The following is a 17531-nucleotide window of genomic DNA, read 5'->3' on the forward strand; positions in this document are numbered from 1 at the left end:
CTACCTGTACTGAGCGTGGGGTATGGACAGGGCTCGATTAATGACTTCAGTTCCGGACATTGCGGGGCATATAATTGAGGGATGGGCATCGAACACACTACGATCGAGGTTGAGAGGTATCTTCAGGAACTTGGTGGAGATTCTCCATCCGAACCCGTTGTGCGGGCCCTGCTCGAGCGGTCGGCAGCTCGACTGCACGTGTTGTGCTCATCGATGCTGGTTCGTCAGTATCCTCGCCTCATGCGTCCCCCCATGAATCTTCAGTCCGAGGAGATTCTCGGCGCGATCGTGGAGAGGTTGCTGAAGGCGATGCGGAGTGTGCATCCGGAAACCCCTAGGCAGTTCTTCGCCCTGGCGAATCGCCACATACGCTGGGAACTCAATGACCTGGCCCGACGCTTAGATCAACAGAATCACGAGCCGCAGCTATGCGAGGATGTCATTCCGTCCGCCGAAACCTCCGGATCTGTGCTTGGCCCCGACGCGATCCGGATACTCGAAGCGATCGAGAATCTCCCGGAAGAGGAACGCGAGGTATTTGAGTTGATTCGTATCCAGGGCATCACGCAGCGAGAGGCGTCCGAGCTTCTTGATGTGTCGCAGAAGACTGTGCAGCGACGGCTGAACCGTGGTCTGCTGATCCTGAGCGAGCAGCTCAGCGATCTTTGTCCTCCCGACGATGAGCAGAAGCCTCAATGAATGAGAAGGCGCAGCATCCGAACGAAATCCCCGACATTTCATCCTCTGACGACGAGGCGCGGATCCTCGCCTTACTTGAAGAAATGCTCGAGACCGGCAAGTCGCCCGAACAAGTCAGCGGAGGAGATCAGAATCTCGAACGAGTGCTCCGAAAGCGACTCCGCCGAGCCCGAGACGTCGAAGCGCAGATGGAAGCGATGTTTCCCACCCCGGACGCGGGCGCAGACTCGACACGTCGCGCGCTGCTCGAACGTCGGCGAACGGACGAGCGGCTTCCCCAAATTCCTGGGTATGAGGTCCAAAGTGTCATCGGAACGGGCGGCATGGGCGTCGTCTATCGAGCGAGGCACATCAAGCTCGATCGTTGGGTTGCGATCAAGATGGTGCTGCTCGGAGCGTACGCGTCACGTGAGGAACTGGAAAGTTTGCTACGCGAGGCTCAGGATGTTGCGACCCTTCGTCATCCGAACATCGTGCAGGTGTATGATGTCGCCGAGCACGAAGGTTTCCCTTACTACGCGATGGAATTTCTCGAAGGCGGCGATCTCGCGCAGAAACTTGAGGGGAAACCACGCGCAGCACGTGAGGCGGCGGAACTGATCCGAGTTTTGGCATTCGCGGTTCATGCCGCACATCTTGGTGGGATTGTTCATCGCGACCTGAAGCCGGGGAATGTCCTGCTCAGCTCTGACGCAACTCCGAAGATCGGAGACTTCAGCCTTGCGAGTAGGCTCGAGAGCGACACCACGATCAGGACGAATGCGCGACAGTGTGGCACCCCGAGCTACATGGCGCCCGAACAGGCAGCGGGTAAGGTCAATGCAATCCAACCAGCGGTCGACATCTATTCACTGGGTGCCGTCCTATATGAATTACTCACGGGACGTCCTCCATTCACGGCTGAGTCATCAGCCGAAACTCGACGGCAGGTCATCGATGAGGAGCCCGTTCCGCCCTCACGGCTGAACTCCCGCGTGCCGCATGATCTGCAAACCATCTGTCTCAAATGCCTTCAAAAGGACCCGACGCGACGCTACGGAAGTGCGGCTGATCTCGGGGACGACCTCGAACGATTCATTCACGGCGAACCGATTCACGCGCGACCTGTCGGTGTTGGAGAACGAACATTCAAGTGGTGCCGGCGCCATCCCGCTTTGACCTTGGCCATCGTTGTTTCCGTGGTGGCGAGTATAGGAGCCGTTAGCGGTGTCATGCGGCTGAATCGGGTGGAACACTCGCGGCATCTCGAAGAGGTTGTTCGGCGTGAACGTGCGCGTACATCAATCGAAACCGCGTTACCGTTGCTTTCAGAGTTCGTGCAACGCAAACAATGGTCGGATGCAGATGGCGTGCTACGCACCGCTCAAGTGCGGTTGGACGATGCTCGGTCGTCCGAACTCAAGGTTCGACTGGCGAGAGCGAGAGAGCAACTTGAAGTTGCCGAGGAACTCGATCGCATCCGTCAGAGCTTCCCCGAGCCCGACGAGGCGGGCTACACCTATGAACCCGCCAGCGACGCTTATGCAAGAGTCTTCCAACGCATTGGAATTGGAAATGATACTGGGGTAGAGACAGCTGCAAAACGCGTCAGAGAGTCGCCGCTTCGCGAAGAGCTCCTGATGGCTTTGGACTATGCTGCCTTCACCGATAAACATAATGTTGATGCCTCGAAACTTAGGAGGCATTTGGCCGTGGCTCGCACGGCAGCGCCGAGCTCCTGGCAGGATCGCTTTCGGGATCCCGCCACCTGGGGAGATGTCGCCGGGCTTAAGCGACTTGCGAGTGATGCTTCAAACGCCGAACCGCCTCCGCCGAGCCACCAGATGGTCATGGTTGGATCTCTGATCAGTTCGCTGGATCACAACCAAACAGCGATCGAGATTTTGCGTGAGGCCCATCTGCGTGAGCCCGCAGACTTCTGGGTGAATCTTGAGCTTGGTCTTGTTCTCGCACGTCAGAATCGAAGCGCCGAAGCGATCCAGTATATTCGGGCGGCTGTTGCCCTTAAGCCAACGCATTATGTCGTCTGGACCGCGATGGGACGCGCGCAGCTCGCAAACGGGAACGCGGAGGCTGCGATTGTGTCACTACGCAAGGCGATATCGCTCCGACCCGAGTATCCGACAAGTTGGCAAATTCTCATTGTCACACTCGCTGCATCGGAGCGCTGGGACGAGGCCCTTGCCACAGAGCGTGATGCCGTGACAGCAATCCCCACAATCACGATGCCCAAGGGAACGGTTGCCGTGCTTCACCTGTGCCGCGCCAGGTCTTCGGCTTCCAAGCGTGAGTGGCGAATTGCAGCGGAGTCCTATGCCAAGGCCATCGATGGAGACTACTCGGACAATGGCCACGTGTGGTTTGAGTACGCTGCGGTTCGTATTCTGGCAGGTGACGCCCCGGGCTATCGTGAGGTCTGCACGTCGATACTTGAGCGGTTCGAGAAAGACAACTTGCGCAGATTCCTGGTCGCGCGGGCAAGCACGCTCGTCAGAGGGTCAGATCAGGAACTGGCACGCGCTGCCGAATTGGCAATGCCGGAATTGGATCTGCACGCCCATACCTACTGGTCGTTGACACAGCGGGGCGCATTGCTCTGTCGACAGAAAAAGCACCGGGAGGCAATTACTGTTCTTGAGCAGAGCCTCCGCTCCAACTCGCGTCCAAAAGACTGCATCATCACCTGGGGTTGGCTGTCTCGGGCGCACCTGAGCCTTGGAGAAGAAGATGCCTCGCGTGAGTGGCTCGGAAAAGTCACTAAATGGCTGGATCAGAGCAAAACTAAGCCAGAGGAGATTCATTTGCACAATTGGCTCGAAGCGCTGACTCTGCGCCGTGAACTCGACGCCACACTCGCTCGATATCATGAGTAGGTAGGTTCGCCAGGTACACGTCCCGCGAACGCAAGCAACTCCGTTCAACCTTGGACGAATTCCAGAATATCCTGGTTGAAACGGTCCTGATCGGTTTGGGTGAGGCCGTGCCCGCTGCCGGGATAGACTTTCAGAGTTGAATTTCGAAGCAGTTCGTCGGCTCGGTGTGCGGATGCCCCGATGGGGACGATCTGGTCGTCGTCACCGTGCACGATCAATACCGGAATATCGATCTGTTTCAGATCCTGTGTGAAGTCGGTTTCGGAGAACTGGGCAATACAGTCGTACTGCCCTTTGATACCTCCCTGCATTCCCTGGAGCCAGAAGGCCTCGCACACTCCTTCGGATGGAGAACTTCCTTCACGGTTGTAACCGTAGAATGGGGCTGTGATCTCCCGGAAGAACTGGGAGCGATTCTTCCGAGTGCCCTGACGAATCTCGTCGAAGACGCTCAGCGGCAAGCCGCCCGGGTTGTCCCTCGTTTTCAACATCAGCGGCGGCACAGCGCCAACGAGCACCGCCTTGGCCACGCGTGACGTGCCATGCCGTCCGAGATAGCGCGTGATCTCTCCGCCGCCGGTCGAGTGCCCGATCAGAATTAAGTCTTGAAGATCCAGCGAATCAATGAGCCCGGCGAGATCATCGGCGTACGTATTCATGTCATTGCCGTGCCATGTCTGGCTAGAGCGCCCGTGGCTTCTTCGGTCGTGGGCTATCACTCGAAAGTCGTGTTCACCGAAGAAAAGCATCTGAGGGTCCCATGCGTCTCCATTCAAGGGCCATCCGTGAGAAAACAGGATGGGCTGACCGACGCCCCAATCCTTGAAAAAAATACGAGTTCCATCGTTGGTGGTGAAGTCAGGCATTGTATTTTCATTTCTCCTGTAGGTGAATTGTTGGCCGCACCCAATGTCCCGGACCAGACTTGCAACTAAGAATATGCCGGTCTCGGGACATAGGTGCTTATTATCGTCCCGTCCCAGAGTTTGTTGTTGGCCCCGCGCCCCATCTTCTGAGCGGGAGTTGTGGACAAGGCAGTCGGCGTGCAGTTGCTTAGCGATACTTCATTGCGTTTCACTTAGGCCGATATCGCTATTAAGGCGGCTACTACAATCGGACATCCGTGCAAATGTCGCCTCCCTCAGTGTGGCAATCGTATGATGTTATTCACCCTTGGGCTACGCAGGAATGGTTCCTGTCAGCACGCCGATGAACTAGACAGCGAGGGGGAAACGGGCAGCAAATTTTTTTGTCGTGTATCGCGTTAGAGCATGAGCAGAAGATCTCGCAAGTCGTTAAATCGCCGTTCAATCGTGACGCCTTCAAACGCCAACGGTCGTGTCCAAAACGCCCATGGTGCTCCCGAGAATGTAGCGGCGTGCTGCAGCTCATTCTTTCGGCCAACGGCAATTGCCACGCCACTGGCCAAATCTCTTTCGACGCCGCTAAGTCCACTCGGTTGGACCCACCGCCGGCTCGGAGCTGTCGCCGTTCGACGCGTCAGTCGCGGAGACCGACGCGAGTTTTGGTATGCCGCAAGCGCGCTCCGGTGGCCGACGCCGGAGCGTCAAGTGACGCCGCCGATTGCTCCGGAGGCTCGATTCGCTTGTTTCCGCAGGAACTCAACGTTCTGTGCAAGGTGGGCGTAGTTGTTGATCATTCTGGTGTCTCTGTGGCCCATCAGATGGGAGAGCGAAACTGCATCCACCGATCGAATTAGAGCGTTCGTCGCGTAGCTATGACGAGCGCCGTATGCAATGACTCTGAACCCAACTTTCTGGCTGATCCGATTGAGCCGACACTTGATAGCGTCCTTTGTCCACGGACGCCCCTTTGAGTTTCGAAACAGCGGGCCCGATTTGCCGTTTTCCAGTAGCGGTAACAAGATACGGCGCACAGTATCCGTGATGAAAATGACCCTGGAGTCAGTTTCACCTTTTGATTCGTCTGGCGGGAAGATGATTAGGTGGTCATGGACGTGCCGACGTTCAAGGGCCCTTGCTTCAAGTGGCCGGCAACCAGTAAGCCAAAGAAAGTCCAGGAGCGGAACCAATGGGCCGGTCGCGTGTTTTCGGATTTCCTGCCACTGCCCCGGTGTGTAAACAATTTCGCGCCGTCGTCTTCTCGGCTTCTTGATGTTGGCAATCGGGTTGTAGTCGAAATACTCTTTCTCGATCGCCCAGTTGAACATTCGGTTGACGATGGAGATTGCGTCGTTTTGCGTCGTCGTCGCAGCGTATTTCTCTGACCAGTCGGTGACATGTCGTCGCTTCAACCTGGAAACTTTGACCGTTCGGCCAACGGCGTTGATGAAACTCTCCAGGTATCGCTTGTGGTTCTCGTACGTCCCTGGCTTCCTGTGGACTTCGACCCAAGATAAGTAGCACTGGGAGAGCTCGTAAACCGTCGTGACGGCAGCAGCAACTTGATTGCGGTTAAGCATCAGGCGATGGAATTCATCCATCGCCTGCTCGCGGTTTTCACCGAGAGTGATGCGTTTTCCGTCGATCGTGCAGACCCATCGTTTTTGGGCCTTTCGGAAATACGGCTTTGGCTGACGTGCCATCGAACAGTTCCTGTTTAGGGTACACAAAAGGGTACGAACAGGAAATCATTCGAATAGAAAAGAGAAAAACCAAGTGGGCGATACAGAATTCGAATCTGTGACCTCTACGATGTCAACGTAGCGCTCTAACCAACTGAGCTAATCGCCCTTGGGTGGGTCGGTGGGCGTGAGTGCCGCTCGAACGACCGCTGGGTATGCATTGCAATCGGCTGGCGGAGCCTGCGACTTCATGGCCCCGACTTCAATCTGATTGGCTTGCCCCCAGCACCGCGTAGTCTGTAGTGGTCAGGGCGAATCGTCAAGCGGGTTTGAGTTTGCCGGCAAAGCTTTTCTGGGCGTGCCCGAGATCTCGTGCGGTGCCCCCCCGAAGCCAGAGCATGACGTCCCCGCCGACGGATCTCTCTTGCCCGGCTGACGGCGGATGCCTAAAAATATTCCCGGGCCGCGTTTGAATCTGCTCAGCGCCACGGGAACCTCGTCCAGTTCACAGGCGGCCGGCACGCTTTTCTTTTCCCCTCTCGACCGCATCCTCCCCATGAGCCGTTTCATTGCCGGAATGTTTTGCGGAGCGCTGCTGTTGTTTCTGGCGATGCACTACCACGTCGTCCGGGGAAACAACGGGGTCGTCCTGGTGCCGAAGATCTCGAACAACCTGGGCGACGTCTACACCGACATTCGCGCGTTCGAACTGGACGACTGGAAGCGGCACAAAACGCTGGCCGCCGCGATCATGCGGAGCAGCCAGTCGGATTTGATCCAGGGTTCGGCGCAACGCAGTTTTGGTCAGTCCGTCCGGGAAGCTGTCGACGGATTTCTGGGCGAAGGTTCCTAAACAAGGTTCCTAAGCAGCGTGTCACCCGGCTTTGCCTTCGATGCCACCGGCATGATCGGCGTCACCCGGCCAGTTCTCCTGAGCGGTTTTTCTTCTCGCGATTTCAAGCAACCCGCTCCGGATGGTCGATCCCCATCTGTGCGATCACATCACTTCCGGGTCCGTGACGTCAGCCGGACCGACCGATGTGATCCAGGTGTCTCTCGCGCCGATAACGGATTCGGCGTTGCCTTCCTCCCAGGGCGTTTCCGAGGGGTTGAGTCCCATGTCGTTCTACCGAAACCGATATTTCCTGAGCGGGATCCTGCTGATCTTGCTTGGGTTCCAGTTCCGCCGCGTCGAATCGTTCGTGCTCAACGAGCCGACGACGCGACTGATGGCGAAAGTAACCAAAACGCCGATCGTCGATAACTCGACGGCGGTCGGATCGTTCTTCGAGCCGGTGACTCCGAAGCCGCGCAAGAAAGTGACGCCACCCCGATGGCTCGGTCTTTCCATGATTGCCGTCGGATGTGTGATCTCTTTTCACGCGTTCTCGATTCCCAAGCACCGTGGCGATTGAACGAGTTGAACCTGCGTTATGCTTTTGATTCCCTTGCTGCTGTTCTGGGCAAAGAGTCCCACGAACTTCTCGCCGCTGATGCGCCGCTCGGCCGTTTCGGCGTTGTGGACGATCGCGCTTGCCGGACCGGTGTGCGCGAGCGTCGCGACGCCCAACGCCTTCGTCAGCGAAACCATCGAACGTCAGAATGTTGCGGCCGGGTTGCCACGATGTTATGCTTTGATTGAGAAAACGTTCGAAGAGGCGGAGTTTTCACCACTCAAATCTTGATGTCCGCGCGGCGCGACGGGTGAACTGCCCCCTCTCCACCCCTGCCGGCCCGGATGGCGAGTGTATCCGCCCTTACGTGCGAGGCTTCGGCAATTCCATGACGAAGGCTGAACAGATCGATATTCGACACGACGGTCGCAAACTGATCATTCTTCCCACCTCTGGGACCATCAATCGAAGCAAGGAAGCGCGAAAATTGACTGCGCGAATCGACAAGGCGATCGAGGGGCGACACTCTAGCCCTCTGACGGATCTGGTGGTCGATTTGACCAATGTCTCCTGGATCAGTAGCGCCGGGCTGAACGCGCTGATTCGGATCCGACGCTGTTCGACCGCGTCGGGGGTCTCGATGCATCTGAGTTCCATCAACGAGACCGTTCGCGACGTGTTCCGAATCACGCGTCTGGAACGCATCTTTCTGTTGGACGAAGGCAGTGCTGACGTCGTCGAGTCGCGTTCGCGCTGAGCCGGGCCTTGCCTGGATGGCGATGGTTCGAACGTCGCAGATCTCTCGGAGCACCAAGCCGCCGTCAGGCACAGCCTGACCTACGTGATGGGGCCACAAACCGGGCGGTTGAAGCACTGGTTCGCCCGGCACCTTTTTCCGATAGACTACTGGCGACGATGAGTACCGAAAGATCGGGTCGGTACGACCTTGGGCGGATCGTCACGGCTCTCTCCTGTTCTCGCGGTCATGGTCGTTTGCATGTCTTCCACTGGTACACCCTGGACATTTCGCCGTGAAATCCCCAGCGATACTTCGATCGGAAGCGAATTGGTGGCCGGATTGCTCGACGCGATGACCGATCGCGATTGGCCGCCGGCGGACCTGTTTCGTACCCAATTGGCTTACGAGGAAGCGATCGTCAACGCCATTCGTCACGGCAATCAGTGCGATCCGGACAAGACGGTCCTGGTGGAGATGACCTGCGAAGCGGAACGTCTGCTCATTCGCATCACCGACCAGGGCGACGGCTTCGACCCTGCGTCGGTGCCGGACCCGCGGGACGAAGACCGGTTGGAAACCCCTGGCGGACGCGGGGTGTTGCTGATCCACGAGATCATGAGCGAAGTCGCCTACAACGACGTCGGCAATCAGATCACGATGGTCAAAATCAAAGGGGATGACCCCGAGATCGAAGATTGACGGGAACGGCTGACCGTTGCGTGGCAGCACCCTCGAGTTGATCTGCCGGTGGCCCCACGCTGATGTTCAGTCGCCGACTCCGATGTCGTCATCGAAGGACTGCAGAATTAGCCGAAGTTCTTCTTCTTCATGGCGTTCGAAACCACGCCGGAATCGATCGAAACGGGCGAGAAACTTTTCCAGCTTTTCCATCCGTTCGGAATCCACATCGACGATCGCGTCGGCCAGGTCACGCACCTGCGAAAACAGATCCGCGTGTTCTCCCCGCAACGCTTCCGCTTTGAGACTTAAATGTGGCGCGGCATCGATCGCTTCCTCGAAATAACCGTAGGCCTCTTCCAAGGAAAAATGCAGGGCCAACTGGTCACGCAAACATGCCAAGCCGTCGATCAATTCCGACCAGTGGTTCTTCGCCGTCTCACCATGGGAGAGCATCGGAATCAATCGATCCCAAAGCTCTTTGAGGTGGCGATTGTCGTCCTTGATCTCTTTGAGAAAGGCCGCGTTGACTGTCAGCCGGCCGGTCACCGATTTGACGGGAGTGCTGTTGCCAGAGGCGGTGTTACCAGACATGGCAGGGGACCGGGAGTGAGCCGCGAGAAGCGAGTTTGGCATCGGCGTGGTTCTCCGTTGCGAGCGAGCCCCTATTTTACCCTCGCTGGCGACTCCGCGACGCATTGGAAGCGATATTTTTTCGTCGGCTTTGCTAGGAAAGAAATGCCGATCAGGCGACGGTGATCGGCAGCGGAATGACCTGGTCAATTCGCTCCGCACCGGTGGCGACCATCAGCAATCGATCCAACCCCAATGCCACCCCGCTGCATTCGGGTAAACCGCGACGCATCGCCCGCACGAGCGTGGTGTCCACCTCCAAAGCCGCGAGGCCTCGGGCTTCGCGTTTGCGATTGTTCTCCGCGGCGCGGCCGGTCAACACATCGGGATCAGTCAACTCGTCATAACCGTTGGCGATTTCGATGCCACGGGCGAACAGTTCAAATCGTGCGGCGCAGGCGGGATCGTTGGCCGAAGGTTTCGCCAACGCGGCTTGTGAAAGGGGATAGTCGGTCAGGATCACTGGACAGTCCCGTCCCAATTCCGGTGAGACACGCGCCGACATCATTACATCCAGCAAGCCGTCGCGATCATCCTTCAACGATTTCGCCAACGATGAATCGACGTCTTTTACCCGCTCTCGCAAGATCGAAAGCGGCGCGTCGATGGGGTCGACCTGAACGACTTGCAAAAAGGCGTCACGGTAGGTCATGCGATCGTAACCCGGTGCCTTCAACACGTCGGCAACATAGTTTCCCAACAGCCGGATCGCGGACTCCGCGTCGCCGCCAACTTCATACCACTCCAACATTGTGAACTCAACGTTGTGCAGCGTCCCTGCTTCACCGGCTCGAAAGACGGGACCGATGCTGTAGATCGACGGTGCACCTTGGGCCAGCATCCGCTTCATGGCCGATTCGGGCGAGGTTTGCAGATAGAATCGCTTCGGCAGATCCGGGACCGACAGGCCCAATCGTTCGGCATCCACCGTCACCGGATCCAAATAGGCATCCACCACGCAATCCCGTGCCAGGCAAGGTGGCTGGACTTCCAAGAAGCCTTGCTGATCAAAGTACCGCCGCGTCATTCGCAGCAACTCGGCACGTTGGGAAAGATGGTCTAAATTGATCATGGTTCGCTTTTCCATCGGGTTCTCCGTTGGGGCCCCGGTCGATGCCGACCCCCGAGTTCCCTCAACCAGCCGTGAATCTGTGACCGCACCCGCCCCGGACCGATACGCCCGTCAACGCCAATTCACCCCGATCGGACCGGACGGCCAGGCGAGCATCGAACGGTCGGATGTGAGCGTGCTGGGATGCGGCGCACTCGGCACGGTTGCGGCTGAATTGCTGTGCCGCGCGGGGGTCGGACGCATTCGAGTCATCGACCGGGACATTGTCGAGTGGACCAATCTGCAACGGCAATCACTGTTCGACGGCGACGACGCAGCGCGGGGCAACAGCAAGGCCGAAGCAGCCGTCAAACGGCTGGCGGAGATCAACGATGGTGTCGAACTGATTCCCCACGTGGTGGACGTGTCCCCCGGCAACATCCGGAGCCTGCTGGAGGGAACTGATCTCGTCATTGACGCCACCGACAACTTTCCCATTCGTTTCCTTCTGAACGATTGGGCACTGGCGACCCGATCCGTCTGGGTTCACGGCGGGTGCGTCGGCGCCGGTGGGCAGGTCCGCTTGTTCGATGGCGCGTCGTCACCGTGCTTTCGTTGCCTGGTTCCCGAGCCGCCGCCGTCCGGGCTGGTGGAGACCTGTGACACCGCCGGCGTTTTGGGATCGGCCACATCGGCGATCGCCAGCTGGCAAGTGACCGAAGCGATCAAGTGGATTTCGGGGAACCGGGAAAGCGTCAACCCCGCGGTGCTTTCGATCGACTTTTGGAACAATCGGGTTCGACAAATCCGGTTGACACCGCGCTTCGATTGCGGAGCTTGCGGGCGACGCGATTTCCGCTACCTGAATGGCGAAGCGATGCAATCGGCGGATGCCGCATTGTGTGGTCGCGATGCCGTCCAGGTGAATCCGCCCGATGGACGGGCCGACGTAGATCTCCGCGAGATGGAGCGTCGTTGGGAACCGGTTGGCCCGACGCAACGCACCCGTTTTTTCATTCGGCTGAATTTGGACGATGGGATCCAGCTGACGCTGTTCCGTGATGGGCGGGTGATCGTTCACGGAACCGACGAAGTGTCGCGTGCCCGGGGCCTAGTTGACCGATTCATCGGCAGGTGATTCCGCTGCGGCAATCCGGCCCGCCAGCGTGGCAAGCTCCGGATCGTTGACCACCCGAAATGCCTCTTCGGCTGTCGTGTAGCCGCGAAGCACGTAACTAAGTGCGACTTCGGGCAGCCGGAGCATGCCGTTTTGGACGGCCAATGCTTCCAGCTGCGAGGTCTCGGCGCGGTTGGTGATTGCGTCCTGGATTGCCTGGTCGACCACCATGATTTCGGGGATGCATTTCAACGAATCGAACCCGTCGCCGTGACAGACTTCACAACCGCCAGGACGATAGAGCTTTGGCTCGGCACCGTGCAATCGCGGGGCGACTCGATCGGGCACGGCGACCGGCTGTCCGAGCGAGACCTCCTGGCGGCATTCCGGACAGAGCCGCTTGACGAGCCGCTGGCTGATCACTCCGATCAGGGCGGTAGAAAGGAATTTGTGCTTGTCCTCGTACTGCAGCATCATTTCGACGCCTTCGGCCGCGGTCTTGGAATGCACGGTAGCCAGCACCAACTGGCCGCTGGCGCCCGCGCGAATGGCGGTCCGCGCCGTCTCCTGGTCGCGAACCTCGCCGATCATGACCACATCGGGACTGTGTCGCAAAACAGCGGATAGCAGATCGGGAAAGTCGATACTCAATCTGCTATTGATCTGAGACTGCATGACGCCCGAGAGGGAGTATTCGATCGGATCCTCGATCGTGTGAATCTTTCGCGTCCCGTCATTGAGCGCCGCCAGCATGGCGTACAGCGTGCAGCTTTTTCCGCTGACCACCGGCCCGGTGACCAGGATCAGCCCGCTCGGTCGCTCCAGCAGCATCTGCAGCGTTTGCACGTCTTCTTCATCGATGCCCAGTTCGTCCAACCGCATGGCCCCGCGGGCGGGATCAAAAAGCCGTAGCGCGACGTCCTGTCCGAACAGCGTGGGCACACTGCTGAGCCGGAGCTGTGCTTGCGATCCGCTGGGCGTCGTGATCACGCCGCGGCCCTCGATCGGCCGCACCGTTTCTCCCGCGTCGGCTCCGGCCAGCACTCGGAGGTGACCTTGCAGGCGGTGGCCGTAGGCCCGGGCCAGCTTTCGAACCGGTTCGATTTTTCCCAGACGGCGGAGGGAGACCATCACCGCGTTGTCGACATCGGACACAAACAGGTCACTGGCGTGGCGTTCGAGCGCCCACTCAATCAGGTGGGCCGCGAACATTTCAGGGGGAGACAATTCGGTCTCGCCGGACTCGGTTTCGAGCTGTTTGAAATCGATGGTCGACTCGTTATTCACGTGGGAACCAGTGGGAGTGAAGCTTGGTGGGATGGATCTTGGCGAGCCCCAATATGGCCGATCGGAGGGAACAACGCAAAAATCAGCGGGTTCCCATGGGCCGGGGGCCGTGCAAACATTGTGCCCATGAGACTCGATCGCGCCCGCAATTTGCTTCGCCAGTACTTCGGATTCGCCGATTTTCGTCCCGGACAGGCGGAGATCATTTCCCGGGTGATGGACGGGGGGCACTGCATGGTCGTGATGCCCACCGGGATGGGAAAATCACTCTGTTACCAACTTCCGGCCCTGCTGCAACCGCCGGATACCGGGGCGCTGGTGCTGGTGCTTTCGCCACTGATTGCGCTGATGAAAGATCAAGTTGACGCCCTGCAAAGCCGGGGCATTGATGCGACCTACATCAATTCTTCGCTAGACCGATCCAGCCGCAACGAACGCTATCAACAAATCGCCGACGGCAAGTTCCAGTTGCTGTTTGTCACGCCGGAACGATTTCGAAAGCAGGAATTCTGCCAGGTCATCGCCCGTCGAAAGGTCCAACTGCTGGCCATCGACGAGGCCCACTGCGTCAGCCAATGGGGACACGACTTCCGCCCCGACTACACCCGCATCGCAGAGATCCGAGAACAACTGGACCGTCCCACCACGATCGCTTTGACGGCGACGGCCACGGCAGAGTGTCGACGAGACATCTACCAACAGATTGGCATCGATGAAGCAGACATCCGGCTCTTTCACTGGGGAATCCAGCGTCCCAATCTGACGCTGGACGTACTTCAGGTCTACGACGAAGAAGAAAAGCTGGAAGGGCTCCGCGAGGTGTTGAGCGATCCCGCCTGGGAGCACGGCAGTGCGATCGTCTACTTCGCGCTGATCAAAACGCTGGAACGCTTCAGTGAGCAGCTGACGGGTTGGGGGATCGATCACGTCTGCTACCACGGAGACCTTGGACGGACGAGGCGGCGGGAATTGCAGGACGCCTTCATGTCCGGCCGGGCAGATCTGGTGTTGGCGACCGGCGCGTTCGGCATGGGGATCGACAAAGAAGACATCCGGCTTGTCGTGCACGCCGAAACCCCCGGTTCGATCGAATCGTACTACCAGGAGATCGGCCGGGCCGGACGCGACGGATTGCCCAGCCGCTGTCTGTGGCTGTACGCCCAGGAAGATTTGATGACGCAAATGCAGTTCATCGAATGGTCCAACCCCGACGCGGCGTTTTATACGCGGCTGTACCGGCTGCTGGTCGAACGTCGGGAGCAATGCGAAGCGTATGGGCTGGAGTGGGTCAACGGGCAACTCCAACGACGCAGCAAGCACGACCATCGTCTGGCAACGGCACTGGGAATGCTGGATCGCTATGGCGTGGTTGCCGGACCGCGTCCTCCGGATTGTTTCCACGTCATCGATGACTTGCCGGTGGCACTCCAGGACGAGGCAATCCTGTCGACAAAAAAGCTGCGGGACCAACAGCGGCTGTACGCGATGGTCCAGCTAGCTGCCGAAACGGGTGACCGCAAGGAATTCCTGAACCAGTACTTCATGGATGCGGCTGGTTAACGCCACTTTGGGTGAGCCGCATGGCGTTAGCCGCGGGTCTTCTCGCCTCAACCGGCGGCTAGCGTCTTGCCGCTCATTGCATTGCAGATCACCGTATTCTTGATTGAAAGTGACGCTGTCCAGCGACGCCCTATCTCAAAACTCGCAAGCCCCCGTCGCTGCCACCGCAAGCGTGGCGGACAGCGATGCTCTGGCGAGCGTGGCTACCTGAACGGTCGGTCGTCAGGCACGGCCTGACCTACGGAAGTGCGTTGAAAGACGCGCGTCTCAAACAAAAAACGGGCCGCTCCCGGAAGAGCAGCCCGTTTTCATCGTCAGCTTTATCGCATCGATTGCCTCGTGCAATCACCCAGTACTTTCGCGTCGCATGACGGTTTCCGCTTCGATGTCCAAGACTTCAAAGCTGAACACGTCAGGAATCCAACTGGTCTCGCTGATCGGAATGGTCAGCTTGACATGGATGTAGTCGCCTGGTTCCGCTTGTTCGAGCACTTGCGGCGTGATGGTCAACGTCGCGCCGCTCAATCCCATGATGTCCAGTTCCTCGTTGACACGGGCAACCACATCGGCGGAATCGGCGGTGGGACGAACCCCGACCCGGGCTCCTTCCCGTGTCGCCTGAGTCAAGGATTCCTTGACCATGCTCATGCGACTGAGTTCGATCATGCCAAAGGTAAACGTCAGCATGACGGGAACGATCAAGGCAAACTCGACGACCGCCGCTCCGCGACGCTGCCGTTGCCTTTTTCGATGCTTTCTCATGTTCTTGATACTATTGGTAATGCGTTAAATGGTCGCTCAGTCAACCAGCATGACCGGCGTATACAAAAAGTCGGTCTCGGCGAACTCGTCTTCGCTATAGATCGCATGCTTGGCAACCATCCTGGCGGGCTGAATCGTCAAGTGCTTTTTATGCATCGGACCGGTCAGCTTGACACCCAGGATGCGCACCCCTTCCCACGCGACGATGGTGAATTGGGCGTTATCCCCGTTGCCACCGACCTCTTTAAAGATGGGAATGATTCGCGTCTGGCCGACGATACTATGTAGCTCATCCTTAATGGCCGCGCTGATCCCTGTATCGCCATTGAGAACACATTCTCCATTGCTATCGAACTCCAGCGTGCCACCTTCGGCTTGAAACGCTGCCATGTCGGCGGCGGAAATCCCAGTCATGATCTGTCTCGAAATATCGGTGGTGGAGTTTGCCCCACCGCCGATGTCGACGGTCCCGCGGTTGCCCGCGGCATCGTCGGTCGGTTCGGGATACAATGAGCATTCACAGAAGCCATCGCCCTTATTGACGACACCGCCTCGACCTTCGTTCGCCTGGGGATCCCAGGACAACTTATCTTCGGTTTGCTTGGCACAAACCTTTTCCCAGGTCGCTAGATCCAGGGTGATGGGAAGGATGTCCAGGCATTCCCCTTCTTCATCGGGAACATGGAACCCGGCAACGGCCTTGAACATGGCGGCGGTCGAGTGCGTTTCCAGCGATTGTTGGTGCCGTCCGGTCACTGCACCGAAGAACAGTGGGATCGCGGAGTTCACGGCATCGGTTTGACGCAGGTGCACGCGAACCGCGTTGGGTTCCAAGCTTCCGGCGGGGCTCAACACACCGGGTTCCCGGGTCGTGTAGTAACCGATTTCGATGTCGTCGTCCTTGTTGAGTGACGGCGACCGAGACGAAACCAGGTTCAAACCGGCGATGTCATCAGCGGCGGTGGCGATCAACGGTCGTTGCTCCAACGCTGGCGTCCCGGCGACCACTCCGTCAAAAAGTTCCCAGCAGGCAGCCATCGCGGCGGCGTCCGCCGTTCGCTTGACTTCCGATCGGGAAACATTGATGTGACCGAAGTCAATTGCCACGGCGGCAACCATCAACAAAGTCGCGATTAGGAACACGCTCAGCACGAGAGCCGATCCCCGACGCTTCTGATTCAAGGTGGTCGCACGACGGCGACCCGATTTGCCGACGGAGCGGCGGAAAGTTTCATTGGTAATCATATTCACACCCATAAATGTTCATTGTCTGTTCTCAACGGTCCGTCGGATCAGTGCACTTGCTGATCAACGTTGATCGTTCGCACGGTTCCGTCAGCCAGCGTGATCCGCACCGACTTCAGATGAATCGATGCGACACGATTCTTTCCGAATCCGATGTCCACCGATGCGGCGCTCGTCTCGGGTGTGTAGTGGTTCAGGTCGTGAATGTCTTGTCCAGACATTTCGACCAGGTATTCCGGGCCTCCGAATGCGCCCCACTGCCATCCGAATCCGTCCTTCACAGCCATCATGACCTTGCCGTCAAAGACGGCCACAGCACTGGTCCAGCGGATCGTGTCGCCATCCCACGCCAGGCACTGTTGAATTTGGCTGCGTTCGTCGTCAACGGGTTGTTCATCGACGAAAGCACCGACGCGGAATCCGCCGCTGGAGTAGCCGGCTTCGGCCGCATAGTTCATCTGCAATTGGAAATAGCAGGTCGAACAGTCCGCGTCCGGGTAAAGGAAGAAGGCGACTTGGGGCGAGTTGATCGCCACGTCAGGCTCATTGATGACCATTTCCCAGTTCTCTTCCACCATGAAGACGGGTGATGTTTCTTGAGCCGTTGCGGACGAACAAAGCATTGCGGCGAAGCAGATTCCGCCGAAGAGAATCTTGGAGCGGGTGAAAACGCTCGGCAGTTGGGTTTTTAACATTTCGGTTCCCTAGCTGTGATGCAAAAGTTGATGCGACGCCAATCGGTACGATTAGGCCCCTTCGGCAGTCTGGCGATCCGGCGTCGCCACTCTCCCCCAAGAGTGACCGGACCCATGACTTTGCGTCCCACGCTCACACGCGGTTTGCCTTTGTCGAGGGTTCGAGGGGAACCCTTCGCACTGGGATTGGACTTTGCAAACCTATGTCCGATTCCGACCGGGAACGGTCAAAAACCATCCAATTGGTTCAACA

General features: G+C 58.2%; 17 protein-coding genes, 1 tRNA gene and 1 riboswitch. Of the genes, 9 read left to right on the forward strand and 9 right to left on the reverse strand.

Annotated elements, in window-relative coordinates:
- The first annotated feature begins 81 nt into the window (after positions 1 to 81).
- Together FYK55_RS22100 and FYK55_RS22105 are read left to right on the forward strand one after the other, a co-directional pair.
- On the forward strand, positions 82 to 699 hold the full coding sequence (locus tag FYK55_RS22100; protein ID WP_150078799.1) for a sigma-70 family RNA polymerase sigma factor: 618 nt from the start codon (positions 82 to 84) through the stop codon (positions 697 to 699).
- Complete coding sequence (locus tag FYK55_RS22105) at positions 696 to 3572, forward strand: protein kinase domain-containing protein (protein ID WP_150078800.1); 2877 nt, start codon at positions 696 to 698, stop codon at positions 3570 to 3572. Before FYK55_RS22100 ends, FYK55_RS22105 begins: the two co-directional genes overlap by 4 nt.
- 44 nt (positions 3573 to 3616) lie before the next feature.
- Here FYK55_RS22105 and FYK55_RS22110 read toward each other — a convergent pair whose 3' ends face one another.
- The 3 genes from FYK55_RS22110 to FYK55_RS22120 form a co-directional block, all read right to left on the reverse strand.
- Complete coding sequence (locus FYK55_RS22110; RefSeq protein ID WP_150078801.1) at positions 3617 to 4438, reverse strand: alpha/beta fold hydrolase; 822 nt, start codon at positions 4436 to 4438, stop codon at positions 3617 to 3619.
- A gap of 701 nt (positions 4439 to 5139) precedes the next feature.
- Positions 5140 to 6138, reverse strand: coding sequence for a tyrosine-type recombinase/integrase (locus FYK55_RS22115; RefSeq protein ID WP_201743778.1), 999 nt, complete (start codon positions 6136 to 6138; stop codon positions 5140 to 5142).
- A 74-nt stretch (positions 6139 to 6212) separates the two neighbouring features.
- Positions 6213 to 6286, reverse strand: a tRNA-Val gene (locus tag FYK55_RS22120).
- Positions 6287 to 6673: 387 nt separating this feature from the next.
- Here FYK55_RS22120 and FYK55_RS22125 point away from each other — a divergent pair.
- The 5 genes from FYK55_RS22125 (at position 6674) to FYK55_RS22145 (ending at position 8949) form a co-directional block, all read left to right on the forward strand.
- Entirely contained in the window at positions 6674 to 6970 is a 297-nt protein-coding gene (locus FYK55_RS22125) for a hypothetical protein (protein ID WP_150078802.1), read from the forward strand.
- Between the two features lie 121 nt (positions 6971 to 7091).
- Complete coding sequence (locus FYK55_RS22130; RefSeq protein ID WP_235908892.1) at positions 7092 to 7532, forward strand: hypothetical protein; 441 nt, start codon at positions 7092 to 7094, stop codon at positions 7530 to 7532.
- Between the two features lie 18 nt (positions 7533 to 7550).
- The gene (locus FYK55_RS22135) at positions 7551 to 7802 is read left to right on the forward strand and encodes a hypothetical protein (protein WP_150078804.1); all 252 of its coding nucleotides are present in this window, start codon (positions 7551 to 7553) and stop codon (positions 7800 to 7802) included.
- A gap of 97 nt (positions 7803 to 7899) precedes the next feature.
- Entirely contained in the window at positions 7900 to 8268 is a 369-nt protein-coding gene (locus FYK55_RS22140) for an STAS domain-containing protein (protein ID WP_150078805.1), read from the forward strand.
- 240 nt (positions 8269 to 8508) lie between these two features.
- On the forward strand, positions 8509 to 8949 hold the full coding sequence (locus FYK55_RS22145; RefSeq protein WP_161604679.1) for an ATP-binding protein: 441 nt from the start codon (positions 8509 to 8511) through the stop codon (positions 8947 to 8949).
- A gap of 66 nt (positions 8950 to 9015) precedes the next feature.
- Here FYK55_RS22145 and FYK55_RS22150 read toward each other — a convergent pair whose 3' ends face one another.
- Together FYK55_RS22150 and epmA are read right to left on the reverse strand one after the other, a co-directional pair.
- Positions 9016 to 9522 (reverse strand): hemerythrin domain-containing protein, encoded by a 507-nt coding sequence (locus tag FYK55_RS22150; RefSeq protein ID WP_150078807.1) that lies wholly within the window; start codon positions 9520 to 9522, stop codon positions 9016 to 9018.
- Between the two features lie 151 nt (positions 9523 to 9673).
- The gene (gene epmA / locus FYK55_RS22155; RefSeq protein ID WP_235908893.1) at positions 9674 to 10633 is read right to left on the reverse strand and encodes an EF-P lysine aminoacylase EpmA; all 960 of its coding nucleotides are present in this window, start codon (positions 10631 to 10633) and stop codon (positions 9674 to 9676) included.
- Between epmA and FYK55_RS22160 the strand changes: the two genes are divergently transcribed.
- On the forward strand, positions 10632 to 11750 hold the full coding sequence (locus tag FYK55_RS22160; RefSeq protein WP_150078809.1) for a ThiF family adenylyltransferase: 1119 nt from the start codon (positions 10632 to 10634) through the stop codon (positions 11748 to 11750). The two genes, epmA and FYK55_RS22160, sit on opposite strands and share 2 nt — an antisense overlap.
- Here the strand turns inward: FYK55_RS22160 and FYK55_RS22165 are convergent.
- Complete coding sequence (locus FYK55_RS22165) at positions 11724 to 13016, reverse strand: GspE/PulE family protein (protein ID WP_150078810.1); 1293 nt, start codon at positions 13014 to 13016, stop codon at positions 11724 to 11726. The two genes, FYK55_RS22160 and FYK55_RS22165, sit on opposite strands and share 27 nt — an antisense overlap.
- Before the next feature lie 126 nt (positions 13017 to 13142).
- Between FYK55_RS22165 and FYK55_RS22170 the strand changes: the two genes are divergently transcribed.
- Entirely contained in the window at positions 13143 to 14576 is a 1434-nt protein-coding gene (locus FYK55_RS22170; protein ID WP_150078811.1) for a RecQ family ATP-dependent DNA helicase, read from the forward strand.
- A 345-nt stretch (positions 14577 to 14921) separates the two neighbouring features.
- On the opposite strand, the gene FYK55_RS22175 is transcribed toward FYK55_RS22170, so the two are convergent.
- Genes FYK55_RS22175 through FYK55_RS22185 form a run of 3 tightly spaced genes read right to left on the reverse strand, consistent with a single transcriptional unit; the run spans position 14922 to position 17278 of the window.
- A complete protein-coding gene (locus FYK55_RS22175; protein ID WP_150078812.1) occupies positions 14922 to 15338 on the reverse strand; it encodes a TadE/TadG family type IV pilus assembly protein in 417 nt (138 codons plus the stop codon).
- Between the two features lie 36 nt (positions 15339 to 15374).
- The gene (locus tag FYK55_RS22180) at positions 15375 to 16583 is read right to left on the reverse strand and encodes a pilus assembly protein TadG-related protein (RefSeq protein WP_161604680.1); all 1209 of its coding nucleotides are present in this window, start codon (positions 16581 to 16583) and stop codon (positions 15375 to 15377) included.
- A 47-nt stretch (positions 16584 to 16630) separates the two neighbouring features.
- The gene (locus FYK55_RS22185; RefSeq protein ID WP_150078814.1) at positions 16631 to 17278 is read right to left on the reverse strand and encodes a hypothetical protein; all 648 of its coding nucleotides are present in this window, start codon (positions 17276 to 17278) and stop codon (positions 16631 to 16633) included.
- A gap of 60 nt (positions 17279 to 17338) precedes the next feature.
- Positions 17339 to 17437, reverse strand: a riboswitch (cyclic di-GMP riboswitch).
- Positions 17438 to 17531 lie beyond the last annotated feature (94 nt).

This window comes from Roseiconus nitratireducens, from assembly GCF_008629675.1.
In the GTDB taxonomy this organism is placed as follows: Bacteria; Planctomycetota; Planctomycetia; order Pirellulales; family Pirellulaceae; genus Stieleria; species Stieleria nitratireducens.